General features: G+C 71.7%; 26 protein-coding genes, 2 tRNA genes and 1 pseudogene. 11 read left to right on the top strand and 18 right to left on the bottom strand.

The genetic code is table 11. The features are described from left to right. Position 1: 1 nt before the first annotated feature. The gene (locus tag N801_RS02760; RefSeq protein ID WP_035932559.1) at positions 2-1,078 is read left to right on the top strand and encodes a trans-sulfuration enzyme family protein; all 1,077 of its coding nucleotides are present in this window, start codon (positions 2-4) and stop codon (positions 1,076-1,078) included. A 29-nt stretch (positions 1,079-1,107) separates the two neighbouring features. Here the strand turns inward: N801_RS02760 and N801_RS02755 are convergent, their stop codons facing one another. After that, on the bottom strand, positions 1,108-2,106 hold the full coding sequence (locus N801_RS02755) for an NAD(P)H-dependent glycerol-3-phosphate dehydrogenase (RefSeq protein ID WP_035932558.1): 999 nt from the start codon (positions 2,104-2,106) through the stop codon (positions 1,108-1,110). Beyond that, on the bottom strand, positions 2,103-2,939 hold the full coding sequence (locus tag N801_RS02750) for a lysophospholipid acyltransferase family protein (protein WP_035932557.1): 837 nt from the start codon (positions 2,937-2,939) through the stop codon (positions 2,103-2,105). The genes N801_RS02755 and N801_RS02750 overlap by 4 nt, the downstream gene beginning before the upstream one ends. A 122-nt stretch (positions 2,940-3,061) precedes the next feature. Here N801_RS02750 and cofC point away from each other — a divergent pair, with 122 nt between their 5' ends. Continuing rightward, the gene (gene cofC, locus N801_RS02745) at positions 3,062-3,685 is read left to right on the top strand and encodes a 2-phospho-L-lactate guanylyltransferase (RefSeq protein WP_035932555.1); all 624 of its coding nucleotides are present in this window, start codon (positions 3,062-3,064) and stop codon (positions 3,683-3,685) included. A 9-nt stretch (positions 3,686-3,694) separates the two neighbouring features. Continuing rightward, positions 3,695-3,910 carry a hypothetical protein gene (locus tag N801_RS02740; RefSeq protein WP_035932553.1) on the top strand — a complete coding sequence of 72 codons (216 nt, stop codon included), beginning with the start codon at positions 3,695-3,697 and terminating at the stop codon, positions 3,908-3,910. Between the two features lie 62 nt (positions 3,911-3,972). Here the strand turns inward: N801_RS02740 and N801_RS02735 are convergent, their stop codons facing one another. The 3 genes from N801_RS02735 to leuC all read right to left on the bottom strand — a co-directional run bounded on the left by N801_RS02735 (position 3,973) and on the right by leuC (position 7,127). Then, positions 3,973-4,710 carry an HU family DNA-binding protein gene (locus N801_RS02735; RefSeq protein WP_035932551.1) on the bottom strand — a complete coding sequence of 246 codons (738 nt, stop codon included), beginning with the start codon at positions 4,708-4,710 and terminating at the stop codon, positions 3,973-3,975. A gap of 388 nt (positions 4,711-5,098) precedes the next feature. Then, on the bottom strand, positions 5,099-5,686 hold the full coding sequence (gene leuD / locus N801_RS02730; RefSeq protein WP_035932550.1) for a 3-isopropylmalate dehydratase small subunit: 588 nt from the start codon (positions 5,684-5,686) through the stop codon (positions 5,099-5,101). A 1-nt stretch (position 5,687) separates the two neighbouring features. Continuing rightward, positions 5,688-7,127, bottom strand: coding sequence for a 3-isopropylmalate dehydratase large subunit (gene leuC / locus N801_RS02725; protein ID WP_035932549.1), 1,440 nt, complete (start codon positions 7,125-7,127; stop codon positions 5,688-5,690). Positions 7,128-7,260: 133 nt separating this feature from the next. On the opposite strand from leuC, the gene N801_RS02720 reads away from it, so the two are divergent. After that, positions 7,261-8,004 (top strand): IclR family transcriptional regulator, encoded by a 744-nt coding sequence (locus tag N801_RS02720; RefSeq protein ID WP_035932547.1) that lies wholly within the window; start codon positions 7,261-7,263, stop codon positions 8,002-8,004. Between the two features lie 61 nt (positions 8,005-8,065). Here N801_RS02720 and N801_RS02715 read toward each other — a convergent pair. The 8 genes from N801_RS02715 to N801_RS02680 form a co-directional block, all read right to left on the bottom strand. Beyond that, positions 8,066-8,141: transfer RNA gene (locus N801_RS02715), tRNA-Glu, on the bottom strand. Positions 8,142-8,241: 100 nt separating this feature from the next. Next, positions 8,242-8,313: transfer RNA gene (locus N801_RS02710), tRNA-Gln, on the bottom strand. A 116-nt stretch (positions 8,314-8,429) separates the two neighbouring features. Then, on the bottom strand, positions 8,430-9,959 hold the full coding sequence (gltX, locus tag N801_RS02705) for a glutamate--tRNA ligase (RefSeq protein WP_035932545.1): 1,530 nt from the start codon (positions 9,957-9,959) through the stop codon (positions 8,430-8,432). 12 nt (positions 9,960-9,971) lie between these two features. Further along, complete coding sequence (locus tag N801_RS02700) at positions 9,972-11,246, bottom strand: RNA polymerase sigma factor (RefSeq protein ID WP_035932544.1); 1,275 nt, start codon at positions 11,244-11,246, stop codon at positions 9,972-9,974. Positions 11,247-11,253: 7 nt separating this feature from the next. Beyond that, entirely contained in the window at positions 11,254-11,601 is a 348-nt protein-coding gene (locus N801_RS02695; RefSeq protein WP_035932542.1) for a YciI family protein, read from the bottom strand. Positions 11,602-11,701: 100 nt separating this feature from the next. Beyond that, a complete protein-coding gene (locus N801_RS02690; RefSeq protein ID WP_035932631.1) occupies positions 11,702-13,447 on the bottom strand; it encodes a DEAD/DEAH box helicase in 1,746 nt (581 codons plus the stop codon). Between the two features lie 72 nt (positions 13,448-13,519). Next, the gene (locus N801_RS02685) at positions 13,520-14,293 is read right to left on the bottom strand and encodes a fumarylacetoacetate hydrolase family protein (protein WP_035932541.1); all 774 of its coding nucleotides are present in this window, start codon (positions 14,291-14,293) and stop codon (positions 13,520-13,522) included. 29 nt (positions 14,294-14,322) lie between these two features. Further along, positions 14,323-15,159 carry an SGNH/GDSL hydrolase family protein gene (locus N801_RS02680; protein WP_035932540.1) on the bottom strand — a complete coding sequence of 279 codons (837 nt, stop codon included), beginning with the start codon at positions 15,157-15,159 and terminating at the stop codon, positions 14,323-14,325. 119 nt (positions 15,160-15,278) lie between these two features. Between N801_RS02680 and N801_RS02675 the strand changes: the two genes are divergently transcribed. Next, positions 15,279-16,151, top strand: coding sequence for a hypothetical protein (locus N801_RS02675; RefSeq protein ID WP_035932538.1), 873 nt, complete (start codon positions 15,279-15,281; stop codon positions 16,149-16,151). A 33-nt stretch (positions 16,152-16,184) separates the two neighbouring features. On the opposite strand, the gene arfB is transcribed toward N801_RS02675, so the two are convergent. Then, positions 16,185-16,640 carry an alternative ribosome rescue aminoacyl-tRNA hydrolase ArfB gene (arfB, locus tag N801_RS02670; RefSeq protein WP_035932535.1) on the bottom strand — a complete coding sequence of 152 codons (456 nt, stop codon included), beginning with the start codon at positions 16,638-16,640 and terminating at the stop codon, positions 16,185-16,187. Positions 16,641-16,677: 37 nt separating this feature from the next. After that, complete coding sequence (cimA, locus tag N801_RS02665) at positions 16,678-18,294, bottom strand: citramalate synthase (RefSeq protein ID WP_035932534.1); 1,617 nt, start codon at positions 18,292-18,294, stop codon at positions 16,678-16,680. 377 nt (positions 18,295-18,671) lie between these two features. On the opposite strand from cimA, the gene N801_RS02660 reads away from it, so the two are divergent. The 4 genes and pseudogenes from N801_RS02660 to focA all read left to right on the top strand — a co-directional run bounded on the left by N801_RS02660 (position 18,672) and on the right by focA (position 21,700). After that, on the top strand, positions 18,672-19,133 hold the full coding sequence (locus N801_RS02660; RefSeq protein ID WP_035932533.1) for a YdeI/OmpD-associated family protein: 462 nt from the start codon (positions 18,672-18,674) through the stop codon (positions 19,131-19,133). Positions 19,134-19,292: 159 nt separating this feature from the next. Next, positions 19,293-19,931: pseudogene (locus N801_RS21470) on the top strand (cytochrome b/b6 domain-containing protein); the annotation flags it as partial. 224 nt (positions 19,932-20,155) lie between these two features. Beyond that, positions 20,156-20,806: a molybdopterin-dependent oxidoreductase gene (locus N801_RS21465; RefSeq protein WP_342666889.1), complete on the top strand. Its 651-nt coding sequence runs from the start codon at positions 20,156-20,158 to the stop codon at positions 20,804-20,806. Positions 20,807-20,830: 24 nt separating this feature from the next. After that, positions 20,831-21,700: a formate transporter FocA gene (gene focA, locus N801_RS02650; protein ID WP_035932530.1), complete on the top strand. Its 870-nt coding sequence runs from the start codon at positions 20,831-20,833 to the stop codon at positions 21,698-21,700. 13 nt (positions 21,701-21,713) lie between these two features. Here focA and N801_RS02645 read toward each other — a convergent pair whose 3' ends face one another. After that, positions 21,714-23,042 (bottom strand): DUF2786 domain-containing protein, encoded by a 1,329-nt coding sequence (locus N801_RS02645; protein WP_052112528.1) that lies wholly within the window; start codon positions 23,040-23,042, stop codon positions 21,714-21,716. A 188-nt stretch (positions 23,043-23,230) separates the two neighbouring features. Between N801_RS02645 and N801_RS02640 the strand changes: the two genes are divergently transcribed. Together N801_RS02640 and N801_RS02635 are read left to right on the top strand one after the other, a co-directional pair. After that, on the top strand, positions 23,231-23,494 hold the full coding sequence (locus tag N801_RS02640; protein ID WP_156996424.1) for a hypothetical protein: 264 nt from the start codon (positions 23,231-23,233) through the stop codon (positions 23,492-23,494). Continuing rightward, positions 23,484-24,101 carry a hypothetical protein gene (locus N801_RS02635; RefSeq protein WP_211254658.1) on the top strand — a complete coding sequence of 206 codons (618 nt, stop codon included), beginning with the start codon at positions 23,484-23,486 and terminating at the stop codon, positions 24,099-24,101. The genes N801_RS02640 and N801_RS02635 overlap by 11 nt, the downstream gene beginning before the upstream one ends. On the opposite strand, the gene N801_RS02630 is transcribed toward N801_RS02635, so the two are convergent. Next, positions 24,077-25,186, bottom strand: a complete 1,110-nt coding sequence (locus N801_RS02630) for an MBL fold metallo-hydrolase (protein WP_245618175.1) — start codon at positions 25,184-25,186, stop codon at positions 24,077-24,079. The genes N801_RS02635 and N801_RS02630 overlap by 25 nt on opposite strands. Positions 25,187-25,190: 4 nt before the next feature. Next, the gene (locus N801_RS02625; protein WP_035932526.1) at positions 25,191-25,925 is read right to left on the bottom strand and encodes a gamma-glutamyl-gamma-aminobutyrate hydrolase family protein; all 735 of its coding nucleotides are present in this window, start codon (positions 25,923-25,925) and stop codon (positions 25,191-25,193) included. Between the last annotated feature and the right edge of the window lie 3 nt (positions 25,926-25,928).

Here is a 25,928-nt window from a genome sequence, read left to right as displayed (position 1 = left end):
TGTGGAAGACGTCGAGCTGAGCCCAGCCACCCGCCTCGTGTCCCTCGGTCGTATGCCGTCCGCCCCCGGTGAGCAGGTGGGCGCGCCGTTGACGATGAGCTCGACCTACCACGCCGACGGCGCGGTGAGCTACGGCCGCGTGGGGAACCCGACCTGGTCGGCCTTCGAGGAGGCGCTCGGGTCCCTCGAGAACGGCGACGCCCTCGTCTTCGCCTCCGGCATGGCCGGCGTCGCCGCCGCCCTGTCGCTCGTGCCGCACGGTGGCCGGGTCGTCGTGCCGACCGCCGCCTACAACGGGACCCTCGCCACCCTGGCCGACCGCTCCGAGGCCGGCGAGGTCGTCGTCACCCCCGTCGACGTCACCGACACCGACGCCGTGGTGGGCACCCTCGAGGGCGCCGCGATGCTGTGGGTCGAGTCGCCGACCAACCCGCTCCTCGACGTCGCCGACGTCGCGGGGCTGGCGGCGGCCGCGCACGAGCGGGGCCTGCTCGTCGTCGTCGACAACACCTTCGCGACGCCCCTGCTCCAGCAGCCGCTCGACCTCGGCGCCGACGTCGTCGTCCACTCGGTGACCAAGTACCTGTCGGGCCACAGCGACCTGCTCCTCGGCGCGACGGTGACCGGCCGCTCGGAGGCCGGTCGGGCCCTGCACGAACGGCTCCGGCGGCACCGCCAGATGCACGGGGCCATCGCGGGGCCGATGGAGACCTGGCTGGCCCTGCGCGGGCTGCGCACGCTCTCGGTGCGGCTCGAGCGGGCGAGTGCGAACGCCCGGGTGCTCGCCGACCGGCTCGAGGGCCACGCCGCGGTGGAGCGGGTGCGCTACCCGGGGTTCGGCGCCATGGTCTCGATCGACGTCGCCGGGGACGCCGCGGCCGCCGAGCGGGTCGCCGCAGCGACGCGGCTGTGGGTGCACGCGACCAGCCTGGGCGGGGTGGAGAGCCAGATCGAGCGACGCCGCCGCCAGCCCGGCGAGCCCGAGGCCGTGCCGGACCACCTCCTGCGGCTGTCCGTGGGCATCGAGGACGTCGACGACCTGTGGCGCGACCTCGACGCGGCGCTCGGCACCGTCTGAGACGCCGGCCCGGCGGCCGGCGGAGCGGGTCAGCCGGTCTCGGCCTTGCGCGGCCGGGACAGCAGCGCGCCGACGACGTCCTGGGCCGACTTGCCCTCGGTGATCATCGCGTTGACCTGCTCGATGATGGGCACGTCGACGCCGTGGTGGCGGGCCAGGTCGAGGATGGACGTGCACGACTTCACGCCCTCCGCGGTCTGCTTCGTCACCGCGATCACCTCGTCGACGGCCATGCCCTGGCCGAGGCGCACGCCGAAGCTGTGGTTGCGCGACAGCGGCGACATGCAGGTGGCGATGAGGTCCCCGATGCCCGCGAGCCCGGCGAAGGTGACCGAGTCCCCGCCCAGCGCCGTACCGAGACGGGTCGTCTCGGCCAGGCCACGGGTGATGATCGACGCCTTGGAGTTGTCGCCCATGCCGAGCCCCTCGGCCATGCCGACCGCGAGGGCGATGACGTTCTTGGTCGCGCCCGCGATCTCGGTCCCGATGACGTCGGTGTGGGTGTAGGGCCGGAAGTATGCCGCGGCGCACGCGTCCGCGACCCGCTGCGCCACCCGCTCGTCGGTGGCGGCGACGACGCTGGCGGCCGGCTGCTTGACGGCGATCTCGCGGGCGAGGTTGGGGCCGGACACGACGACGATGCGACCGGCGTCGATGTCGGCGGCGTCGGCGATGACCTCGCTCATGCGCTTGGTCGTGCCGAGCTCGACGCCCTTCATGAGCGAGACGACCGTGGCGGACCGGGGCAGGACCGAGCCCCACGTCGCGAGGTTGGCGCGCAGGGTCTGCGACGGGACCGCGAGGACGATGATGTCCGCGCCGGCGGCGGCCTTCTCGGGGTCGGACGTGGCCGAGATGCGCTCCGGCAGTGGGAGCTCGGGGAGGTACTCGTCGTTGCAGCCGGCGTTGATCGCGTCGACGACCTCGGACCGGCGCCCCCACATGCGGACGTCGGTGCCCGCATCGGCGAGGACGGCCGCGAACGCCGTCCCCCAGCTGCCCGTCCCGAACACCGCTGCAGTCGTCACGTGTGGTCCTCACCGTCGTCGGGGCCATCGGATCCGTCGGCCCATTGTGGGGGTAGTTCGCGCTCGCGCGGGCCGGAACGCTCCGTCGGGGTCGCCGCCCGGGGAGGTCCGGTGACGGTGAGCCCGTGCGAGCGCGGGTCGTAGCGACCGGGCGGTGCCTGCTTCCCGCGCAGCACCTCGAGCTCGGTGGTGAGCGCCGCCATGATCCGCTCGGTCGCCTCGGCGAGCACCTCGGCCGTGACCGGCCGGTCGTACAGGTCACCGAGGTCGACGGGCCGGCCGGCCCGGATCCTCATCGTGTGTCGCGGCAGGAGGTGCGGTCGTCGGCTGTAGGGCGCGAGGATCTCCTGGGCACCCCACTGCGCGACCGGGACCACGGGGCACCGGGTCTGCAGCGCCACGCGCGCAGCTCCGGTCTTGCCCCGCATGGGCCAGAGGTCGGGCTGGCGGGTGAGCGTCCCCTCCGGGTAGATCCCGACGCAGTGGCCCGCACGGATCGCCTCGACGGCCGCGGCGTAGGAGTCCGAGGCCTGCCCGGTCTCGCGGCGGACGGGGATCTGCTCGGCGGCTCGCACGATCGCCCCGACCACCGGCAGGTCGAACACCTCGACCTTGCCGAGGAAGTGCGGCACGAACCCGGAGTCGTTGAGGAAGTGCGCGAGCACGAACACGTCGACGTGCGAGATGTGGTTGGAGACGGCGACGAAGCCGCGTCCGCGCGGGAGGTGCTCGGCGCCGGTCCAGTCCCGCCGGGTCAGGGCCATGAGCAGCGGCCGCAGGACGGTGACCACGAACCGGTAGGCCGGCGGTGCGTGGCGCGGTCCGGCTCTCATGCGGGCCTTTCGTCGATGAGCGGCGGGCGGCATCGTCGCACGGCCCCGAGCGGTCTGCCTGCATCTTGGTCGCCGCCGGGGGTGCTGTCGAGCCTGCCGGGCCGTCGGTGGAGGATCGGTGCATGGAGTCCCCCAGCGTGACCGGCTGGCGCCTGGTCGTCCCCGTCAAGGGCGGGCGCGGCGCGAAGTCGCGGCTGCGGCGCTCCCTCGACGACGGCGCCCTCGTCGCCGCCATCGTCCACGACACCCTGGCCGTCGCCGCGCGCGTGGTCGGGCCGGCCGGCGTCCTCGTCGTGACCTCCGACCCGGACGAGACGGCATACGCGGCGCAGGCCGGATTCACCGTCGTCGGCGACCCCGGCGGCGGTCTGGACGCCGCCTGCACCGCCGGCGTCCGGGCGGCGAGGGCCGAGGGGGCGGGGCCGGTCGCGATCCTGCTCGGCGACCATCCCGGCCTCACCGAGGCCGAGCTGGTGGCGGTGCTGGACGAGGGATCCCGTCACGACACGTTCTTCGTCCCCGATGCCGAGGGCACGGGCACCGCCCTGCTCGGGGCCAGCGGGCGAGCCGGACCGGCGCCGGCGTTCGGCCCCGGCAGCGCCGCCCGGCACCTCGCCCTCGGCCACCACCGTCTCGACCTCGACCTGCCCGGCCTGCGCCACGACGTCGACGACGAGGTGTCGCTGCGCCACGCCCTGGCGAACCTCTCGGTCGGGCCGCGCACCCTCGCGGCTCTCGGACGATAGCGTCGGGGCGTGCAAGCGAGCATCCACACCTTCGCCGAGGACGGCTCCGGCTCCGCGCTGCTCGACGACGGCCGGGTCGTGTCCTGGCCGGCCGAGGTCTTCGCCGGCAGCGCCCTGCGCCACGTGCGCCCCGGGCAGCGCGTCAGCGTCGACGTCGCCGCGGACGGCGCCACCGTGACACGGGTGTGGATCGTCGGGATCGGCCCCGGCGAGACGATCGGCTGACCCGCGGGCAGCGAGAAGGGCCGGCACCGTGAGGCGCCGGCCCTTCTGCAGTGCAGGACGCGTCAGCGCGTCGACTTCTTGGCCGTCGACTTCTTCGCCGCGGTCTTGGCGGTGCTCGTGGCCGCCGGAGCCTTCTTCGCCGCCGTCTTCGTGGTCGCGGTCCTCGCGGTCGCGGTCTTGGCGGTCGCGGTCTTCCTGGCCGGCGTCGCGGCCGCGGAGGTCTTGCGCGCTGACGTGGCGGCCGCCTTCGTCGCCGGGGCCTTCTTGGAGGCGGTCTTGGCCGGGGTCGCCTTGGTCGCGGCCTTGGTCGCCGTCGCCTTGGTCGTGCTCGCCTTCTTGGCCGTGGCCTTGGTGGCGGTCGACGCGGCCGTGGTCGCCTTCTTGGCTGCTGCCGTCGAGGTGGCGCTCGCCTTCTTGGCCACCGTCCTGGTCGCGGTGGCGGCCTTCTTGACGGGTGCGGCCGCCTTGGTGGCCGCCGTGCCCGCGCTCGCCCGCTGGGCTGCCGGGGACGCCTTCGGAAGGGTGGAGGGCTTCTTGACGTACGCCTTGAACGCAGCGCCGGCGCGGAAGCGGGGGGCCTTCGACTTCGGGATGCGGACGCTGGCTCCCGAGCGCGGGTTGCGGCCGGTGCGCGCGGCGCGCTCTGCCCGGTCGAACGTGCCGAAGCCGGTGATGCCGACCTTGCCGCCCTTGGTGACCTCGCGGACGATCGTGTCGAGGACCGCATCGAGGGCCTCGGTCGCTGCCTTGCGGCTGCCGAGACGCTTCTCGAGCTCCCGGACGAGTTCTCCCTTGTTCACTGTCTCTCCATCGGTCTGCCGCCGGGACCGACCCGACGATGTGTGTGGACCAGACGAGTGCCTGTCCTGAGTCGACGGTAGGCCGAGCCGGGAGGTGAGTCCATCACCTCTTGGTCGGTTTCCGTTGTCCCACATGGAGTTTCGGACCGACGCCCGCCCCGCGACCGTGGACCGTGCCGTCGCTGGCATCGGCGCTTGAATGGGGACGCAGAATCACCAGTTCCTCTGTGCTGCAACAGTTTTCACGGGAACGGCCCGACCCGGACCCCCCGACGAGATGGGTCGGACCGCGCAACATGCGAGTCACAACAGTCACATGCGTCACAGGAAGGTCGGGCGCGTGGCCGCGTGAACTCCCCACTCCCACACGGCGTGTCGCGGCAAGCGGTCAGCCGGTGACCGGCTTCCACGCCGGTCGGAGCTGCTCGTATGCCGTGATGTCCGGCTCGTGACGCAGCGTGAGCGAGATGTCGTCCAGACCCTCGAGCAGGCGCCAGCGGGTGTACTCGTCGACGTCGAAGGCCGCGACGACGTCGCCGGCCGTGATGGTCCGGCTCACCAGGTCCACGGTCACCGACGTCCCCGGCTCGTTCTCGAGCAGCTTCCAGAGGAGCTCGACGTCGTCCTGGCTGCACTGGGCCGTGAGCAGCCCGGCCTTGCCGCTGTTGCCCCGGAAGATGTCGGCGAAGCGCGACGAGACGACGACCCGGAAGCCGTAGTTCATCAGCGCCCAGACGGCGTGCTCTCGGGAGCTGCCCGTCCCGAAGTCGGGACCTGCGACGAGGATCGAGCCCGCGGCATACGTCGGGTCGTTGAGGATGAAGGTCTCGTCCTTGCGCCAGGCCGCGAACAGGCCGTCCTCGAAGCCGGACTTGGTCACCCGCTTGAGGTACTCCGCGGGGATGATCTGGTCGGTGTCGACGTTGCTGCGTCGCAGCGGGACGCCGGTGCCGGTGTGGGTCGTGAAGGCGTCCACGTCAGGCCTCCTGGTGGGCGAGGTCGGCTGCCGGCACGAGCGGTTCGAGCGGCTCGAGGTCGGACGGGCTGGACAGCGTGCCCCGCACGGCGGTGGCAGCGGCGACGAGCGGGCTGACGAGGTGGGTGCGGCCACCCTTGCCCTGGCGGCCCTCGAAGTTGCGGTTGGAGGTCGACGCGCTGCGCTCCCCCGGCGCCAGCTTGTCGGGGTTCATCGCCAGGCACATCGAGCACCCGGGGAGGCGCCACTCCGCGCCGGCCTCGGTGAAGACCGTGTCGAGGCCCTCGGCCTCGGCCTGGAGCCGCACCCGGGCCGATCCCGGCACGACGAGCATGCGGACGCCGTCGGCGACCCGGCGCCCCTTGACCACGGCGGCGGCCGCGCGGAGGTCCTCGATCCGGCCGTTGGTGCACGAGCCGACGAAGACGGTGTCGATGGCGATCCGGCGCAGCGGCGTCCCGGCGACGAGCCCCATGTACTCGAGGGCCCGCTCGGCGGACTGGCGCTCGGTGTCGTCCATCGTCGCCGGGTCCGGCACGCTGTGGCTCAACGGGGCGCCCTGCCCCGGGTTGGTCCCCCAGGTGACGAACGGGGTGAGCTCGGAGGCGTCGATGACGACCTCCGCGTCGAACTCGGCGTCCTCGTCGGTGTGCAGCTCGCGCCAGCTGGCCACCGCAGCGTCCCAGTCCTCACCGCGGGGAGCGTGGTCGCGGCCCTCGAGGTACGCGAAGGTCGTCTCGTCGGGGGCGATCATGCCGGCGCGGGCGCCCGCCTCGATCGACATGTTGCAGACGGTCATCCGCCCCTCCATGGAGAGGGCCCGGATCGCGCTGCCGCGGAACTCGAGCACGTAGCCCTGACCACCGCCGGTGCCGATCTTGGCGATGACGGCGAGCACGATGTCCTTGGACGAGACGCCGTCGGCGAGCTCGCCGTCGACGGTGATGGCCATCGTGCGGAACGGCTTGAGCGGGAGCGTCTGGGTCGCGAGGACGTGCTCGACCTCGGACGTGCCGATGCCGAACGCGAGCGCACCGAACGCCCCGTGGGTCGAGGTGTGGCTGTCGCCGCAGACGACCGTCATGCCGGGCTGGGTGAGCCCGAGCTGCGGGCCGACGACGTGCACGATCCCCTGCTCGGCGTCCCCCATCGGGTAGAGCCGGATGCCGAACTCCTCGCAGTTGCGCCGGAGCGTGTGCACCTGGGTGAGGCTGATCGGGTCGGTGATCGGTCCGGGGGTGGTGGGGACGTTGTGGTCCTCGGTCGCCAGGGTGAGGTCGGTGCGGCGCACCGGTCGGCCGGAGAGCCGCAGCCCGTCGAAGGCCTGCGGACTCGTCACCTCGTGGAGCAGGTGGAGGTCGATGTAGAGCAGGTCCGGCTCGCCCTCACCCTGACGCACGACGTGTGCGTCCCACACCTTCTCTGCCAGGGTCCTGCCCACGGCCAACACCTCCAGGAAACGGGTTCTGTGTCGTCGCCGCGCGCAGCACGGTCGACGTCGCTCCATCCGAGGTTCGCACGCGCCCCACGCGCCAGGACTTGCGTCTCACGGCTTGGGACGGCAGTATCAAGACATGGACAACACCAGTGGCGTCGGCGTGCTCGACAAGGCCGCCATCGTCTTGAGCGCCCTCGAGGCCGGTCCCTCGACCCTCGCCCAGCTCGTCACGGCGACCGGCCTGGCCCGCCCGACGGCCCACCGCCTCGCGGTGGCGCTGGAGCACCACCGCCTCGTCGGACGGGACATGCAGGGGCGCTTCGTGCTCGGCCCGCGTCTCGGTGAGCTGGCCGCCGCGGCGGGCGAGGACCGCCTGCTCGCCGCAGCCGGCCCGGTCCTCGGCGCGCTGCGCGACCACACCAACGAGAGCGCCCAGCTGTTCCGCCGCCAGGGCGAGCACCGCATCTGCGTGTCGGCCGCCGAGCGTCCCGTGGGGCTGCGCGACTCCATCCCGATCGGCGCCAGCCTGACGATGCTCGCCGGCTCCGCGGCCCAGGTCCTCCTCGCCTGGGAGGAGCCGGACCGTCTGCACCGCGGGCTCCAGGGTGCTGCCTTCAACGCGACCACCCTCTCGGGCGTGCGCCGTCGCGGGTGGGCCCAGAGCGTCGGGGAGCGTGAAGCGGGCGTCGCGTCCGTCTCCGCCCCGGTCCGCTCCCCCTCGGGCCGCGTCATCGCCGCCGTGTCCATCTCCGGTCCCATCGAGCGGCTCTCGCGCCAGCCCGGTCGACTGCACGCCGCCACCGTCATCGCCGGAGCCAACAAGCTCACCGAGGTCCTCGCCCGCCACGCGAAGACGGCCGAGGAGCAGCACTCCGCCTGACCGACGCACCCTGCACATGAGGAAGTCCCCGTCACCGGTGAGGTGACGGGGACTTCCATGCTGGTAGCCCCGACGGGATTCGAACCCGCGCTACCGCCGTGAGAGGGCGGCGTGCTAGGCCGCTACACAACGGGGCCCTAGCCGTGCTGGTCGGGTCGAGCCCGGACAGCGGTCTGAAGACTACCGCAGAACGGTGAGATCTTCGAATTGGCCTATGCCACAGGGGCATTGACCTTGCTGGGGTACCAGGACTCGAACCTAGAATGACGGTACCAGAAACCGTAGTGTTGCCAATTACACCATACCCCAAGGGGGTATCACTGGTGCTGCGGTCCGAGGACCACCTGCACCGGTGAACCGAGGAGCGATACTACCGTCCGACCTCCTCGCGCCCAAATCGCCCGGAAGTCCGGCCGGTCGTGACCTCAGAGCGAGTCGCGCAGGGCCCGCAGCCGGGTCAGCGTCGAGGTCTTGCCGAGGATCTCCATCGACTCGAAGAGCGGCGGGCTGACCCGCTGGCCCGACACCGCCGTGCGCAGCGGACCGAAGGCGAACTTGGGCTTGATGCCGAGCCCGTCGACGACCGCGGACCGCAGCGCGGCCTCGATGGCCGCGGCGTTCCAGCCACTGTCGGTGCCGAGCACCCCGGTGCCGTGGTCGTCGATGTCACCGAGGGCTCGAGCGGCGGCGTCGAGCACGTCTCCGGCGCCGTCCCCCAGCTGGCCGCGGGCGTCGTCGGCGATCTCGAGGGCGTCGTCGGCCACGAAGAAGGGTCGCACCATGGCCGAGGCCTCGGTGAGGTGGACGATCCGCGTCTGGATGAGCTCGGCGACCGCCTTGAGCCGCCCCAGCTCGCCGAGCGACGGGTTGCCGGAGAGCACCTCGTCGCGCTCGAGGAACGGGAGCAGCCGCGAGGTGAAGTCACCCAGCTCGAGCCCGCGCAGGTAGACCCCGTTGAGCCAGTCGAGCTTCTTGAGGTCGAAGATCGGCCCGACCGGGTTGACCTTCTTCCAGTCGAAGCCGTCGCTGAACTCGCGGAAGGTGAAGACCTCGCGCTCGGTGCCGTCGTCCTCGAGCACCGGCGGGTAGGCCAGCAGGGCGAGGAAGTTGACGAGGGCCTCCGGGAGGTAGCCCTCCTCCCGGAACCAGGTGAGCCGGGCAGCGGGGTTCTTGCGCTTGGAGATCTTGGACTTGTCGGTGTTGCGCAGCAGCGGCATGTGCGCGAACTTCGGCGGCTCCAGTCCGAGCCACTGGTAGAGCAGGACGTGCTTGGGCGTCGAGCTGATCCACTCCTCGCCGCGCACGACGTGGGTGATGCCCATCTCGTGGTCGTCGACGACGACGGCGAGGTGGTAGGTCGGGAAGCCGTCGGCCTTGAGAATCACCTGGTCGTCGGGGCGCGGGGCCGAGACGGTGCCGCGGATGAGGTCGTCGAACGTCAGCGGCGCGTCGTCGGGGATGAACATCCGCACGACCGGCGTCTCGCTGAAGCCCGGCAGCTCGGCCCGCTGCTCACGGGTCTTCCCGTGGCAGAGCCGGTCGTAGCCGGTGGGCTGCTTCGTCTTCTGCTGCACCTCACGCATCTGGGTGAGCCGCTCGCCGGAACACCAGCAGTGGTAGGCCTTGCCGTCGGCGAGAAGCCGCTCGACGTAGGGCCGGTAGGTGTCGAGCCGCTCGCTCTGGCGGTAGGGGGCGAAGGGGCCACCGAGGTCGGGGCCCTCGTCCCACGTCAGCCCGAGCCAGTGCAGCGTGTCGTAGACCTGCTGCTCGCTGTCCGCCCGGAAGCGCGCGCGGTCGGTGTCCTCGATCCGCAGCAGGAAGCGTCCGCCCTGCTGACGCGCGAACGCGAGGTTGAACAACGACATGTAGGCCGTGCCGACGTGCGGGTCACCTGTGGGTGACGGGGCGACGCGGAGTCGGGGGCTGCTGGCTGCGGTGGGGGGCTGCTCGCTCATGGTGCCCCGAGTCTAGGGAGTCCCCGGGCCCTCGCCCCACCCGTGACCGAGGCGGTCGCGTCGTGAGGCCAGCCACGCACGCTCGGCAGGGTTCGGTGTGGTCGCGATCGCGGCGGCATACGCCCGTCCGGCGTCGTCGTCCCGGCCGAGGCGGCGGAGCAGGTCCGCGCGGGTCGCGTGCCAGGGGGCGTATGCCGTGAGCTCGAGTTCGTCGACGACGGCCAGGGCGACCTGTGGCCCGTCGAGCTCGGCCAGGGCGACCGCCCGGTTGAGCGCGACGACGGGAGAGGGGCGCAGCCGGAGCAACTGGTCGTAGAGGGCCACGACCTGCCCCCAGTCTGTCAGCGACACGTCGCGGGCGTCCGTGTGGACGGCCTGGATCGCCGCCTGGATCTGGTACGGACCGGGTGCCCCGCGCCGCAGGCACTCACGCACGAGGGCGTGCCCCTCGTCGATGAGCCCCGTGTCCCACCGGGCGCGGTCCTGCTCGTCGAGCGTGACGAGGCGGCCGGCGTCGTCGATGCGGGCGGGCCGCCGGGCCTGGCTGAGCAGCATGAGGGCCAGCAGCCCGTCGACCTCCGGAGGCGAGCCGATGTCACCGGCCAGCGACCGCAGCGCCCGGGTGAGCCGGATGGCCTCGAGGGCGAGGTCCTCGCGGTCGGCGGACTCCCCGCCCCGGCTGAGGTAGCCCTCGTTGTGGACGAGGTAGAGCACGGCGAGCACCGCGTCGAGGCGGTCGGCCACGTCGTCGGGGCCCGGGACGCGGTAGGGGATGCGCGCCGTGGCGATCTTCGCCTTGGCCCGGGTGATCCGCTGCGCCATCGTCGTCTCGGGCACGAGGAACGCGGACGCGATCTCGGCGACGGTGAGCCCCCCGAGCAGGCGCAGGGTGAGCGCGACCCGCGCCGGCTCGGCCAGGGCCGGGTGGCAGCAGGTGAAGATGAGCCGGAGCCGGTCGTCCTTCACCGGACCGGTGGGCTCCGGGGGTGTGTCGTCGGTGAGCATGGCGGCCTCGGCGTACTTCTCGTCCCGGACGCGTTCGCGGCGCAGGTGGTCCAGTGCCTTGCGGCTCGCCGTGGTGGTGAGCCACCCGGCGGGGTTGGGTGGGACACCGTCACGCGGCCACCGCTCCAGCGCGATGACGATCGCCTCACCGAGAGCGTCCTCGGCGAGCTGGATGTCACCGAAGCGACGGATGAGCCCGGCGACGACGCGTCCGTACTCGGCGCGGACGACCGTGGCGACGGCGTCCGCGCCGAGGACGGGCGAGGTGTCCTCGGATCCCACGCGTGGGTCAGGCAGGGTTGAAGGGGCGGACCTCGACCGGGCCGCCGCACGCGGCGGAGCCCTCCTTCGCCCACTGGAGGGCCTCGTCGAGGTCGGCGGCCTCGATGACCCAGAAGCCACCGAGGAACTCCTTGGCCTCCGAGTAGGGACCGTCGGTGACGGTCGGGCGCTCACCGGTCGCGTCGACCGTCGTGGCGGTCGTGATGGGCTCGAGGCCGCCGGCGAAGACCCACTTCCCGGCCTCGCGGACCTTGTCGTTGAAGCGGCCGACGTCCGCGTACATCTGCTGGACGACCTCGTCCGTGGGCGTCTCGTCGTCGACGGAGCCGTGGACCGAGAGCAGGTACTGGGTCATGGTGGTTCTCCTCCGGGTGAGCGACCGGCGGCCCGGGTGGCGCCTGTGGTGTCGTTCATCCTCTCCACGAACGGGCTCCCCCGGATACGACACCTTCGGGTCAGTCGCGCGGGCCCTTGCGGTGCGGTTTCTTCTCCGGGCGGCTGCTGCGCTCCCGCGACTCGGTGAGCTCGATGAGCTGGCCCGAGATCCGGGTGCCGCGCAGCTTCGCCTCGGTGCCCGGCGGGAGCGTCGCGGGCAGCTCGACCAGGGAGTGGTCGGCGCGGATGTCGATGTGACCGAAGTCCTGCCGGCCGAGCCCGCCCTCGTTGGCCAGCGCGCCGACGATCTGGCGGGGCTCGACCTTGTGCCGGCGCCCGACGGCGATGCGGTAGGTCGCCATCGGCCCGGACGAGCCACGCGACCCGCGCTCGCCGCGCGCGCCACCACCGGAGCGGTCGAACCTGCCGCCGCCGCGGTCGTCGCGGTCCCGGCTGGGTCCCCGGTCGTCCCGGTCGCGCCGCGGGGGGCGCACCGGCTCGGGCTCGAGGAGCATCGGCTCGTCGCCCTGGAGGACGATCGCCAGCGCGGCGGCCACATCGGCCTCCGGGACGTCGTGCTCACGGACGTAGTGGGCGATGACGTCGCGGTACTCGTCGAGCTCGCTCGAGCCCAGCGCCGTCGTGATCCGGTCGTCGAGGCGGACCAGTCGGGTGGCGTTGATGTCCTCGACCGTCGGCAGCGGCATCTCGGTGAGGGTCGTGCGCGTCGCCTTCTCGATCGCCTTGAGCAGGTAGCGCTCGCGCGGCGTGACGAAGGAGATCGCGTCGCCACTGCGCCCGGCGCGTCCCGTGCGGCCGATGCGGTGCACGTAGGACTCGGTGTCGGTGGGGATGTCGTAGTTGACGACGTGGCTGATCCGCTCGACGTCGAGGCCACGGGCCGCGACGTCGGTGGCGACGAGGATGTCGAGCTTGCCCGACTTGAGCTGGGCCACGGTCCGCTCGCGCTGCACCTGGGCGACGTCGCCGTTGATGGCCGCGGCCGAGAACCCTCGGGCGCGCAGCTTCTCCGCGAGCATCTCGGTCTCGTTCTTGGTGCGGACGAAGACGATCATCCCCTCGAAGTTCTCGACCTCGAGGATGCGCGTCAGGGCGTCGACCTTCTGCGGGTACGACACGATGAGGTAGCGCTGGGTGATGTTGGGCGTGGTCGTCGCCTTGCGCTCGACGGTGATCTCGAGGGCGTCGGTGAGGTACTTCTTCGAGATCCGGCGGATCTGCGAGGGCATCGTCGCGGAGAACAGGGCGACGTGCTTCTCCGCCGGGGTGTCGGCCAGGATCGTCTCGACGTCCTCGGCGAAGCCCATCTTGAGCATCTCGTCGGCCTCGTCGAGCACGAGGAAGCGCAGCTCCGACAGGTCGAGGGTGCCCTTCTCGAGGTGGTCCATGATGCGTCCGGGGGTGCCCACGACGATGTGGACGCCTCGGCGCAGCGCGCTCAGCTGGACCCCGTAGCCCTGGCCGCCGTAGACGGGCAGGACGTGGACGCCGGGCATGCGCGACGCGTACTTCTCGAAGGCCTCACACACCTGGAGCGCGAGCTCACGGGTCGGGGCGAGGACGAGGGCTTGCGGCGTCTTCTGCTTGAGGTCGAGCCGGCTGAGGATCGGCAGCGCGAACGCGGCGGTCTTGCCCGTCCCCGTCTGCGCCAGCCCCACGACGTGCCGCCCGGCGAGCAGACCGGGGATCGTCATCGCCTGGATCGGGGAGGGGGTCTCGTAGCCGATGTCCTTCAGCGCTCGCACCACCCGGTCGTCCAGACCGAGGTCGGAGAAGGTCGGCTGCTCGGGCTCTTCGGTGGTCATGTTCTCGTCACTCACAACCCGACCGTAGTGGCGCACCCCTCATATCGGCGAGTGCCGCCCATGCGGTGACCGTCAGTCAGCGCTGACGAACGGGTTGCTCAGGGTGCCGATCTGGTCGATCTCGACCTCGACGCGCTGACCCGCGACGACCGGACCGACGCCGGCGGGGGTGCCGGTGAGGATGACGTCGCCGGGGAGCAGGGTGAACGCGCGGGAGGCGTGGGCGATGAGCTCGGCGACGCCGTGGACCATGTCCGAGGTCGGACCGTCCTGGACGACCTCGCCCTCGAGCCGGGTCGTGATCCGGCAGGCGCCCGGGTCGAGGTCGGTCTCGATCCACGGGCCGAGCGGGCAGAACGTGTCCATCCCCTTGGCGCGCGCCCACTGGCCGTCGCGCCGCTGCAGGTCCCGGGCGGTGACGTCGTTGGCGACGGTGTAGCCGAAGACCGACGACAGCGCGTCCTCGACCGACAGGTCCTTGGCGAGGCGGCCGATGACGACGGCCAGCTCGCCCTCGTAGCTGACCTCCTGGGTGAACCCCGGGATGACGACGGGGTCCCCCGGGCCCACGACCGCGGTGTTGGGGATGAGGAACATCAACGGCTCGGCCGGGGCCTCACCACCCATCTCCTGGGCGTGCTCGGCGTAGTTCCTGCCGATGCCGATGACCTTGCTGCGAGGGATGACCGGTGCGAGCAGTCGCACGTCCTCGACGAGGTGGGTCGCCCCGGTCAGCTCGATCCGTTGGTAGAGCGGGTCGCCCGTGATCGCGGCGATCTTCTCGCCGGCTCCGTCGACCAACCCGTATGCCGGGTCCTCACCTGTCGTGAATCTCGCGATGCGCACGGGTTCACTGTAGGACCCCTGCCTCGTCGTCAGCCGATGCGGCCCGCGACCGTCGTCGCCAGCACGGCGTACCCGGCGTCGTTGGCGTGGATGTCGTTCCTCGTGCACATCCACGTCCAGGCGCAGATCGTCGCGACGTTCGTCGGGATCGTCCCGAACGCGGTGGCGACGGGCGTGGTGGTCGTGGACCGGAACGCGGTGGCGACGTCGGCCACGTCCGCACCCACGGTGGCGGCGGCTCTCGCCACCGCGCCGTTGAGGAGGCTCTGGAGGCCGGAGGTCATGGCGGCGACCTGCTGGCCGGCTTGTCCGGTCAGCCACGCGGCGAGGAAGGGGTTGTAGTAGTTGAGGACGATGATCTCGGTGTCCGGACCGGTGGCGGCGCGCAGCTGGCCGAGGATGTTCGTGAGGTTGGCCTCGACGGTGCCGACGGCGGCCAGGGCGCAGGCGAAGTCGACGCTCGGGCGTGCGCAGGGGGTGACGTCGTTGGCACCGATGTCAATGGTGACGAGGTCGACCTTGCCCTTGTGGGCCTCGAGGAACTCGACCGCCTCGGCCACCTGCGACCCCTGCTCGTAGGAGCAGCGGTCGGTGCCGAGCATCGACGCCGTCGTCGCTCCGGAGCAGGCGAGGTTGCGCAGCCTGGCCTTCGGCGCGGTGTCCTGGAGGGCGTCGAGCACGCCGCCGACGTAGCCGCCGGTGCGGTCGTCACCGACGCCGGGCTGGTAGCCGGCGGCGAGCGAGTCCCCCAGGGCGAGGTACCAGCTCGTGGCGTTGACCGCTCCACGCGCGGGCGACGCGTCGGCCGCGGACGGGACCACGAGGGCGATGAACATCGCGAGGACGACGGTGAGGGTTCGACGCATGACTGGGGCTCCCGGGCGCTCACGGCCCGCCACGGTGCGGACCTCCGCGGATCGTCGCACACCGTGACCGGGTCCGGTGGCGGTTCGGAGGAGGACCGCTCGCCTACGCTGGTCCGGTCATGTCGCCGGTCCTCGCCCTCCTCGACCGCGAGACGTGGACGAGCCTCGAGGCCGCCCACGCCGCGCGCGTCGACGTCGTCACGGCCGGGTACCTCTCCCGCCGGGACCGCGGGGTGCCCCACCCCGTCGAGGACTTCCTCTTCCGCTACTACTCCGTGACACCGAGCCGGCTGCGACGGTGGCACCCGGGACCCGGCGTGCGTCTCGAGGGCCCGAAGGCGCTGGAGCGGGCGTCGTGGCGGCACTACCGCGCGGCGGGTGAGGTCGTCGAGCTCGACGTGGAGTCGTTCGTGGCGGCACGGGGACGAGCGGTCGACTTCGTGCGGCGGCTCCTGGAGGCGACCGTGTCACGGCCGGCACGGCTGGGCTGCTTCGGCCTGCACGAGTGGGCGATGGTCTACCGCGCCGGGGAGGGCGGCGTCCGCCACGAGCAGGTGCCGCTGCGGCTGGGGCAGGCAGGCACCGACGAGGTCGTCGAGCGCCACCAGATCGCCTGCAGCCACTTCGACGCGTTCCGCTTCTTCACCCCGGATGCCGTGTCCCGCAACGTCCTTCAGCCCACGCGGGAGGCCCAGGTCGAGCTCGAGCAGCCCGGTTGCCTGCACGCGGGCATGGACACCTACAAGTGGGCGACGAAGCTCTCACCGCTCGTGCCGAGCGACCTCACCATGGACTGCTTCGACCTGGCCATGGAGATCCGCCTGCTCGACATGCAGGCCTCGCCCTACGACCTCTCCGGCCACGACGTCGAGCCGGTGCCGATCGAGACGGCGGCCGGCAAGGCGGCGTACGTCGAGCGCCAGCGCGAGTTCGCGCAGCGCTCCAACGTCCTGCGCCGGCGGTTGCTCACCGTGCTCGACGCAACGCGGTGACGCGCCCCACGTGACCAGCCCCTCGGGACGGGCTCACTCGGGTCCCTGACGTCCCCGGCCGGACTTGAGCTGACCGCGCCGCTTCTTGGCGTCGAGGCGTCGTCGCTGTGACCCCCGGGTCGGCCGGGTGGGTCGCCGGGACGGCGGGGCGGGGGCCAGCGCGTCTCGCAGGAGGGCGCCGAGACGTTCTCGCGCGGCGGACCGGTTGCGCAGCTGGGAGCGGTACTCGGACGCCGCGATGACGACCCGGCCGTTGACGAGGGCGGGACCGAGCACCTCGGCGACCCGGTCGCGCTGCGTCTCGGTGAGGGACCGCGACGTGGCCGGCTCGAAGGACAGCTCGACCCGGCTGTCCGTCGTGTTGACGCCCTGACCACCCGGACCCGAGGACCGGGAGAACCTCTCGGCGAGCTCGTCGGCGACGATCACCAGTCCGCCCGGGAGGCCCGGGCCCGGCGAGACCACGAGGTCACTGCCGGGTCCGCCCATGCCCTCATCGTGGCACGCACGGGGCCACGTGCCCCGGTCAGCGCACCGGCACCGCCGCGCGCAGCAGCCCGTACGTGACGCTCTCGACGAGCGCGTCCCAGCTCGCCTCGAGGATGTTGGCGGCGACACCGATGGTCTCCCAGGTGGTCTCGCCGTCGCTGGTCTCGATGAGCACCCGTGTCACCGCGTCGGTCCCGTGGGCGGCATCGAGGATGCGAACCCGGTAGTCGATCAGCTCGAGGTGCTCGATCTCCGGGTATGCCGTGGCGAGGGCGAGCCGGAGGGCGTGGTCGAGCGCGTTGACGGGCCCGTTGCCCTCCCCCGTGCGCAGGACGCGCTTGCCGCCGGTGGTGATCTTGACCGTCGCCTCGGACAGGGCGTCGCCGTGCGACTGCGAGTCGGTGATGACCCGCCAGGACTCGACCTCGAAGAAGTCCGGGAGGGCGCCCTCGACCTCACGGCGCAGCAGCAGCTCGAAGCTCGCGTCCGCCGCGTCGAACGTGTAGCCCCGCAGCTCGAGGTCCTTGACCTTGGCCAGCACCCGCTGGACGAGAGCACTGTCGGCGGCGTCGGTCGGGTCCAGGTCGAGTCCGAGCTCGCGCGCCTTGAGCTCGATCGAGGCACGACCGGCCATGTCCGAGATGAGCATCCGCATGTCGTTGCCGACCTGCTTGGGGTCGAGGTGCTGGTAGAGGTCCGGGTCGACCTTGATGGCGCTGGCGTGCAGCCCCGCCTTGTGCGCGAACGCGCTCGCGCCGGTGTACGGCTGGCGACTGTAGGCCGGCACGTTCGTCACCTCGCTGATCGCGTGGCTGATCCGAGTCGACTCCTGCAGCCGGTGCGGCTCGATGAGCTGGACGCCCTGCTTGAGCTGGAGGTTCGCGACGACGGTGACGAGGTTGGCGTTGCCGGTCCGCTCCCCGTAGCCGTTCACGGTGCCCTGGACGTGGGTGGCGCCGGCGTCGACCGCCACCATCGAGTTCGCGACGGCGCACCCGGTGTCGTTGTGGCAGTGGATGCCGAGCCGGGTGTCCGTGCCCGTGGCCCCGGCCACACCGAGGGCGTCCGCGACGTCGGCGACGACGTCACCGATGCGGCTCGGCAGCATGCCGCCGTTGGTGTCGCACAGCGCGAGGACCTCGGCTCCGGACTCCGCCGCGGCGCGCAGCGCCTCCAAGGCGTAGGCGCGGTCGACGGCATACCCGTCGAAGAAGTGCTCGGCGTCGAGGAAGACGCGCCGCCCCTCCCCACGCAGGAACGAGACGGTGTCGCGGATCATCTCGAGGTTCTCCTCGCGGGTGGTCCGCAGCGCCCTCTCGACGTGGCCGACGTGGGACTTCGCGACGAGGGTGACGACCGAGGCCTGGCTGTCGAGCAGCGCCCGCACGAGGGGGTCCGTGGCCGCGGAGCCCCCAGCCCGGCGCGTCGCCCCGAACGCGGCGAGCGTCGCGTTCTTGAGGGTGAGGTCGGTGGCGGCCCGGGCGAAGAACTCGGTGTCCTTCGGGTTGGCCCCGGGCCAGCCACCTTCGATGAAGCCGACCCCGAGGTCGTCGAGGTGCGACGCGATGGTGAGCTTGTCCGCGACGGAGAGGTTGAGCCCCTCCTGCTGGGCACCGTCACGCAGGGTGGTGTCGTAGACGTGCAGGTCGCTCATTCGTGTCTCGCCTCGATCGATCTCGTGCGTCGGGTTCGGTGGATCGTGTGGCTCCAGTGTCATGCTCGACGTCGCGCGTGCTGCTCGGTGACCGGGGGTGTGGTCGGCCGGGCCCTCTGTCCGGCCCACTCCGGCTCACCGTCGTCGACCCAACAAAAAGACCCCCCGGGTGCGGGAGGTCTGCGCGACGAACGGTGTGTTCGTCGCGCTAGTCGATAATGACGGTGGCGGTGGCCACGGACAGGAGTGTCACGAGGGAGAGCGTCGCACGCGTGACCGGCATACGGGAACCACTGTCCACATCGCGGGCGTTCGCAGTCCGGACGGCCTGGACGAACCCCTGCCGCCCGCTCGCCGGCCGCCCTACGCTCGGTGGCATGGGAGAGACGCTGCACCTCACCACGGTGCTCGAGCCACGCGGGCCGGCCGGCGCGATCGTCCTCAGCGACGAGCAGGTGGCCGCCCTGGGTGACGGCGCCAGGACGTTTCCCGTCGTCGTGACCATCAGCGGCCGGTCGCTGCCGCTGCGCCTGGCCCGCATGGGTGGCGAGTCGCTCATCGGCTTCAGCAAGGCGGCCCGGGCCGAGGCGGGGATCGAGATCGGCGACGAGGTGACCGTGGACATCGCCACCGAGAGCGGTCCCCGCACCGTCGAGGTCCCCGACGACCTCGCCGCCGCGCTCGCGGCCGACCCGGTCGCCGACGCCACCTTTGCGAGCCTGGCCTACACGCACCGCAAGGAGTACGTCCGCTGGGTCGTGGAGGCCAAGCGCGACGAGACACGTGCGGACCGCATCGCGCGCACGGTCGAGATGGTGCGCGCCGGGCAGCGGCGCTGACCACGGTGCCCCCGCTGTCGGTCAGGCGCGTTTCCGTCCGGATCGCCCACCGACCGACGCTTCCCTGCTCTCGCATCCCCACGGGCTAGGTTCGGCCCCACGTGGGCTCGGTTCGCCAGGCGAACCACTCAAGAGCCCCGACAACTCGGGGAGCACGCCGTGGACACGGCCTTTCCGTGGTGGCTGCAGGTCACCCATTTCCTCAACTTCCTCTTCATCGGGCTGTTGCTCCGTTCGGGGTTCGAGATCCTGGCGTCGCACCCGAGGCTGTACTGGAACAACAACTGTCACCCGGGCAATGAGTGGCTGAAGTTCACCAAGGACAAGGTGCCGCTCGAGGTGGGGGCCTTCACCGCTCGGGACGACCAGCGCCAACTCCATCCGCTGCTCTCGCTTCCCGGCCGGGGGAAGATCGGGATCGGCCGGGCCTGGCACGGGCTCGTCACGATGGCGTGGGTGGTCAACGGCCTCATCTACGTGGTGCTGCTGTTCGCCACGGGCCAGTGGCGCCGCATCGTCCCCACGTCGTGGGACGTCATCCCCGAGGCGTGGGAGTCGATGAAGATCTATGCCGGCTTCGGCGTGCCGTCGATCGAGCACTTCCAGCCCTATGACGCGCTGCAGATGCTCGGCTACACGTTCATCGTCTTCGTCGTCGCTCCGCTGATGATCGTCACCGGTCCGGTGATGTCCCCGGCAGTCGTCGGCCGGTACCCGTGGTACGCCAAGCTCTTCGGCGGGCGACAGGCAGCCCGGTCGATCCACTTCATCGGCATGGCGATGTTCGTCGGCTTCGTCGTCATGCACGTCGCCCTCGTCTTCCTCGTGCACCCCGAGCACAACCTCGTCCACATGATGATGGGCGTCGAGTACGACCCCGCCCTCGTCGCGCAGGCCGTCACGCGGACCGTCGTCGGGGTCGGTGTCGTCGTCGCCCTGTGGGTCGCGGCCTCGTACCTCTCCCTCGTGGACGTCCGTAAGTCCCAGCGGGTGCTGTACCGCCTGCAGATGCCGATCAAGAAGTGGGTGCTCAACCCGATGACGTCCACGCAACGGGCGAAGCAGGTCTTCACCGAGGACGACATCTCACCGTTCCACTGGGTCAACACGCGTCCCCCGGACCAGGCGCAGTCGCCCGAGTGGCTGGCGCTCGAGGCGGACGACTTCGCCGACTTCCGCCTTCGGGTGGGGGGCTCGTCGAGGAGGAGAAGTCGTTCTCCCTGGCCGAGCTCAGGGAGATCCAGGCGCAGGACCAGATCACTCTGCACACGTGCATGCAGGGCTGGACCGGGATCGCCAAGTGGTCCGGTGTCCGGCTGCGCGACGTCCTCGCGCAGGTCGACGCCCTCGACGGCGCGAACTACGTCATGGTCGAGTCGTTCGGCACCGCGCAGCGCATGCACGACGGGCGGCCCGTCGAGGCGTACTACACCTGTCTCACCAAGGAGATGGCCTTCGAGGACGAGACCATCCTGGCCTGGGGCATGAACGACGAGGACCTCCCGGACATGTACGGCGCGCCCCTGCGGCTGCGCACGGAGTCCATGCACGGCTACAAGATGGTCAAGTGGGTCAGGTCCGTCACGTGGATCAAGGACTACCGCGACGTCGGCGACGGCATGGGTGGCACCCGGGAGGACTCCGGATACCAGGACATGGACGCCCGCATCTGACCATCACCACCGAAGGGTCACCCCATGTCGGACTCGACGTCGATCCTCACCCCCGACCAGATGGCGAAGGCAGCGGAGGACGCTGCCTTCGGCAAGGCCACCGGCGGCCTGCTCAGGTCGTTCCTGCTGGGACTGACCGCCGGTGGGTACATCGCCCTCGGCTTCGTCTTCTTCGCCACCAGCCAGGTCGGTGCCGGCGACATGCCCTACGGCGTGGCCAAGGTGCTGGGTGGCCTGGTCTTCTCCACCGGTCTCGCCCTCGTCGTGCTCACCGGGGCCGAGCTCTTCACGAGCTCGACGCTGACCCTCACGGCTCGCGCGAGCGGCCGCATCACGTGGCGCCAGCTCGTGAACAACTGGGTCGTGGTGTACCTCGCCAACTTCCTCGGCGCGCTCACCATCGTCGCGTTGATCTACCTCGGCAGGACCTGGGAGAACGCCGACGGCGCCTGGGGTGCCGTGGTCCTCAACACCTCGCTCCACAAGGTGCACCACACGTTCTTCGAGGCATTCGTGCTCGGCGTCCTGTGCAACCTCATGGTGTGCCTCGCGGTCTGGGCCGCCTACTCCGGTCGGACCACGACCGACAAGCTCATCGCGGTCACCATGCCGATCGCGCTGTTCGTCGCCACGGGCTTCGAGCACTCGGTCGCCAACATGTTCATGATCCCCCTGGGCATCCTCATCAAGGACAACGCCGGGTCGGACTTCTGGGCCATGAGCGGCCTCGAACAGTCCGCCTACGCCGACCTGACGTGGAGCGCCTTCTACATCGACAACCTGCTCCCCGTGACCCTGGGCAACATCGTCGGCGGTGGCGTGATGATCGGTGTCCTCTACTGGACGATCTTCCACTTCCTTCCCAGCCGGAGGAGCAGGGTGGGGAACCACTGACGGGCGCAGGCCCTCAGCTGCGTCCGCGGCCCACCCGCGACCGGTCGGACGGGCCGTCGAGCCGCGCCCGGTCGGCGGCGGCGCGACCGACGTGCCAACCCTCGGCGTCCCGCACGGACTGGGTCCTCCGCCGGGTCAGGGAGGGGAACCACTCATCGACCGTCTGCTCGACCCTCTCGGTGCGCGCCGCCATGAGGGGGACGAGCGCCTGACCGCGGGAGGTGGCCGCCGGCGCCGCCGCATCCATCGCCTCCCTCGTGACCTGCCGGAGCCTTTCACCGATCCGGTAGGCGAATGCCGTGAGGAAGGACGACCTGAAGGCCCTGGTCCTGCTGCGCCCCCGGTGGTCCGCTCGCGAGCCCTCGGCCAGCATCGCCGAGTTCGCCTGGACGAGCAGTGACGTGAAGAGCAGCTCGACGGACTCGAGGTCGGCTTCGAAGCCGACCACGGTGCCGAAGCCGAGCTCGCGCGTCCACACCATGCGGCAGTTGTTGGCGGACGCCACGGCGGTGAGCAGGGAGGCCTTGGGGCCGTCGTACGGGGTGTCGATGCCGATCCGCCGTCCGCGCGGTCCGCCCTCGAGCGAGGCCCCGCCCCGTTCGGCGGTGAGCAGCGCCGCGTCGATGCTGTGCCGCGCCATGAGCGCCTGGGCGCCCGCCGTGAACGTCTCGGCCTCGGCCGCGAAGGTCGTCGACTCGGCCTTGGCGAGCAGCATGCGCACCCGCTCGAGGATCCTCGAGTCCACGTCCGCCGGCCGCCCCGATGTCGCCGAGGCCGCCGCATCCGCCGCCGTGGGCCGGAACTCGCCCGGCAGGCAGGTGAGCCTCTCGATGCCGGGGAGCGACTGGAGCAGGTTCATCACCGTCAGCGACTGCGCGACCAGAGTCAGCCAGTCGACCCCGCGCTGCCGGTGCGCGTCGAGCCAGGTCTCGGATCGGGGCCACCAGACGGTGCCGTCGAGTGCGTGGAGCTGGCCCCACCAGCTCGGGTCGACCGTGGCCCGAGCGTGCCGGTCCAGCTCGTCGGTCATCGCGTCGACGACGAACGCCTGTTCCGCGGTCGAGAGCCGACGCACCGCCATCCGGTGGACGTCGGACGGCTGCCAGCCCCGCTGCCACGCGCCGTCCGTGGCCGCCCGCAGGCCGGCGACGAGCGCGGTGACGACTCGTCGGGCCCCGTCCGACGAGGCACATCGCTGGGCCAGGTCCACGGTGACGTCGTCGAACGTGTGGCTGCGCCGACCACCCAGCGCGAGGAGCCCTCGGCCGATGAGGTCCTCGACGGTGGCCTCACCGGTGCCACGTCCCTGCCGCTGCCACGCGGCACCGCCGTCGTCTCGCATTCGCGTCCTCCGTCCGTCATCCGTCGAGCGCCCAGCATGCACCGCGACCGCACCGACAGGTCACGGGCGCTCGTCAGGCTGTGGACGGAGGTCGTTCCCGCCCGGTCCTGTGGACGATGTCGGTGACCCCACACGCCACACGTCAACGGGTGGTTGACGCGAGGCATGCGTCAACCTATGGTTGACGCATGCCTCGGACCCCAGAGCGTCGACCGGACATCCGCCCCCGCCGGACCACCTCACTGACGAGTGGGGCGCTCTGCGTGGGTCTCGGGTTCGCCTGCTTCCTCCTCTCCCGGGGGCGGGACGGCTTCGACCAGGGTCTCTTCCAGGGCGCCTGCGTCGCCCTCATGGTCCTCGGCGCCTACCTGCTCGGGTCCGCGACGTTCCGCAGGGGGACCTCGGACGAGCTCGGCGACGACGCCTGGCTGCCGAGCCGTGATGGCCGCTGAGCCCGGCGCCGGCTCGGGAGCCGGCGCACGCGAGAGCCGGCTGCGCGTCGTCGACGCCATCGGCACGGCCATCCTCTCGACCGCTCCGTCGGCGGACTCGCTGGAGCTCGTCCGTCACTCCGCGGCCGCGGAGTCCGCGGTCAAGGACCTCCTGCAGCAGGCCGTGGGCGCCGCCCGTGCGGACGGGCACAGCTGGGCCGCCGTCGGCGCCGCCCTCGGCATGAGCCGCCAAGCCGTGCAGCAGCGGTTCGGCGGCCGCGCCGACGAGGGTGTCCTCGCCGACGAGGAGCGGTGGCTCGGACCGGTCACCGCCTTCGACGAGATGCCGGAGCTGCAGCTGGCCGGCCGACTGGGCTGGCACACGGTCGGCGTGGGGATGTTGCGCCACCGGATGGTCCGAACCCCCACCCAGTGGGAGCACAAGCGCATCGTGTGGAGCGGGTCCCTCGCGCGCCACGAGAAGGACGGGTGGGTCGTCGGCTCCCGCGCCTTCCCGTGGGTCTACCTCGTGCGCGACACCGGCCGTCCCGCGGAGGCGCCGGTGGCGCCGGTGGCGCCGGTGGCGCCCGCGGCAGCCGTCGGTCACGTGACCGAGCGCCACCAGTAGGTGTGGCCCTCGGGCAGTGCGGCGACGTCGACACGCTCGCCGGGCCTCGGCACGACGACCGTGGCGCCCCGGCGCTCGGCCTCGACGATGACCCGTTCGACGGGCTCGCTCCACGCGTGGAACGCGAGGTTGAAGGTCCCCCAGTGGACCGGGACCATGACGCCGGCCCGCACGTCCAGGTGCGCCTCGACCCCGTGCTCGGGGGTCATGTGGATGGTGGGCCAGCCGTCGTCGTAGGCGCCGACCTGCACGAGCGAGACGTCGAACGGCCCGTAGCGCTCGCCGATCTCGGCGAACCCCACGAAGTAGCCGGTGTCACCGGAGTAGAAGACCCTGCCCGACTCGCCCTCGATGACCCACGAGGACCAGAGGGTGCCGTCGCGGGAGAGCCCACGCCCGGAGAAGTGCTGCGCCGGGGTGGCGACGAGACGCACGCCGACGACGCTCGTCTCCTCGTGCCAGTCGAGCTCGTCGATGCGGTCGGCCGCCACGCCCCACTTCTCGAGGTGGGCGCCGACGCCGAGGGGGACGACGAACCGGGTCTCTCGTCGGATCGAGGCGAGCTCCCTGACCGAGTCCATGTCGAGGTGGTCGTAGTGGTCGTGCGAGATGACCACGACATCGACCGGCGGGAGGTCACCGAGCGCCACCGGCACGGGGTGGAGGCGGCGGGGCCCCACGTGCTGCGAGGGTGAGCACCGGTCGCTCCAGACCGGGTCGAGCAGCAGCACGGACCCGTCGACCTGGACGAGGACCGTCGAGTGACCGAGCCACGTGACGTGGGTGCCGGCGTCCTGCACCGCCAACGGCCCGCGCACGAGGGGGACGTCCCCGACGGGATGTCGCTCCTGGCGCCCCGCGATGAGCTCCTTGACGCTGCCGGACAGCGTGCGCGACGACGGCTCGAAGCGGAGCTGCTGGTTGTGGAAGCGGCCGTCCGACCACTCGGGCGAGGCCTGCATGCGCGCCGCGCGCGCACCCGTCGCCCTGCCGCCGATGGCGTCCGGCACGGGTCGTCCCGCCCTGACCACCCACGCGGCCAGCCCGAGGCCGCCAGCGGCGATGGTCAGTCGGGGAAGTCTCACCACGTCAGTGTCGCCCAACCCCCCGGCTCGCGGCCGCAGCGCCCACCAGCGCGTCGAAGAGCCGCCCGTCCGTCCCGGCCTCGGGGTGCCACTGGACGGCGAGCCGGAACGGATGGCTCGGGTCCTCCATGGCCTCCACCGTCCCGTCCTCGTGCCACGCACTCGCGACGTAGCCGGGGTGCTCGGCAACGGCCTGGTGGTGGTAGGTCGGCACGTCCAGCTCGTCGGCGCCGAGGACGTCCGCGAGACGGGTGCCCTCGACGACCGTCACGTGGTGCGAGGCATAGACGCCCAGCGTCGGGCTGTGCGCGGTGTGGCCGACCCGGTCGGGGAGGTGCTGTTCGAGGCTGCCCCCGGCGGCCACCGCCATCACCTGCATCCCCCGGCAGATCCCCAATACCGGCGTCCCCAGCTCCGCAGTCACCCGGGCCACGGCGAGCTCGAACTCGTCGCGGTCGGGGCGGGGGTCCTGGACGCTCGGGTGCGGGAGGGCGGCATACCGGGAGGGTTCGACGTCGGCCCCGCCGGCGATGACGACGGCGTCGAGGCGCGCGAGCAGCTCACGCACGAGCGCGTCGTCGGCGTCCTGCCGGGGCGGCAGCACGACGGCGATCCCTCCGGCGCGCTCGATCGCGGCGACGTAGTCGTGCGGCACCACGGCACTGTGCTGGCCGCTCCAGTCCCCCCGGGACACGGGCTCGACGTAGGCGGTGACGCCGATGACGGGTCGGTCGGCCATGGC

The organism is Knoellia aerolata DSM 18566 (genome assembly GCF_000768695.1).
Classification (GTDB): Bacteria; Actinomycetota; Actinomycetes; order Actinomycetales; family Dermatophilaceae; genus Knoellia; species Knoellia aerolata.
Note: the sequence above shows the minus strand (reverse complement) of the source record. Positions and strands in the feature narration are given on the sequence as shown.

Excerpts from the sequence above, each read along its gene's own strand:
- cimA (WP_035932534.1), bottom strand. The coding sequence starts at position 18,294 with ATGAGCGACCTGCACGTCTACGACACCACCCTGCGTGACGGTGCCCAG.
- N801_RS02720 (WP_035932547.1), top strand. The coding sequence starts at position 7,261 with ATGGACAACACCAGTGGCGTCGGCGTGCTCGACAAGGCCGCCATCGTC.
- cofC (WP_035932555.1), top strand. The coding sequence starts at position 3,062 with ATGGAGTCCCCCAGCGTGACCGGCTGGCGCCTGGTCGTCCCCGTCAAG.
- N801_RS02660 (WP_035932533.1), top strand. The coding sequence starts at position 18,672 with ATGGGAGAGACGCTGCACCTCACCACGGTGCTCGAGCCACGCGGGCCG.
- N801_RS02635 (WP_211254658.1), top strand. The coding sequence starts at position 23,484 with ATGGCCGCTGAGCCCGGCGCCGGCTCGGGAGCCGGCGCACGCGAGAGC.
- gltX (WP_035932545.1), bottom strand. The coding sequence starts at position 9,959 with ATGAGCGAGCAGCCCCCCACCGCAGCCAGCAGCCCCCGACTCCGCGTC.
- N801_RS02690 (WP_035932631.1), bottom strand. The coding sequence starts at position 13,447 with ATGACCACCGAAGAGCCCGAGCAGCCGACCTTCTCCGACCTCGGTCTG.
- N801_RS02695 (WP_035932542.1), bottom strand. The coding sequence starts at position 11,601 with ATGACCCAGTACCTGCTCTCGGTCCACGGCTCCGTCGACGACGAGACG.
- arfB (WP_035932535.1), bottom strand. The coding sequence starts at position 16,640 with ATGGGCGGACCCGGCAGTGACCTCGTGGTCTCGCCGGGCCCGGGCCTC.
- N801_RS02680 (WP_035932540.1), bottom strand. The coding sequence starts at position 15,159 with ATGCGTCGAACCCTCACCGTCGTCCTCGCGATGTTCATCGCCCTCGTG.
- focA (WP_035932530.1), top strand. The coding sequence starts at position 20,831 with ATGTCGGACTCGACGTCGATCCTCACCCCCGACCAGATGGCGAAGGCA.
- N801_RS02750 (WP_035932557.1), bottom strand. The coding sequence starts at position 2,939 with ATGAGAGCCGGACCGCGCCACGCACCGCCGGCCTACCGGTTCGTGGTC.
- N801_RS02675 (WP_035932538.1), top strand. The coding sequence starts at position 15,279 with ATGTCGCCGGTCCTCGCCCTCCTCGACCGCGAGACGTGGACGAGCCTC.
- N801_RS02625 (WP_035932526.1), bottom strand. The coding sequence starts at position 25,925 with ATGGCCGACCGACCCGTCATCGGCGTCACCGCCTACGTCGAGCCCGTG.
- N801_RS02645 (WP_052112528.1), bottom strand. The coding sequence starts at position 23,042 with ATGCGAGACGACGGCGGTGCCGCGTGGCAGCGGCAGGGACGTGGCACC.
- N801_RS02640 (WP_156996424.1), top strand. The coding sequence starts at position 23,231 with ATGCCTCGGACCCCAGAGCGTCGACCGGACATCCGCCCCCGCCGGACC.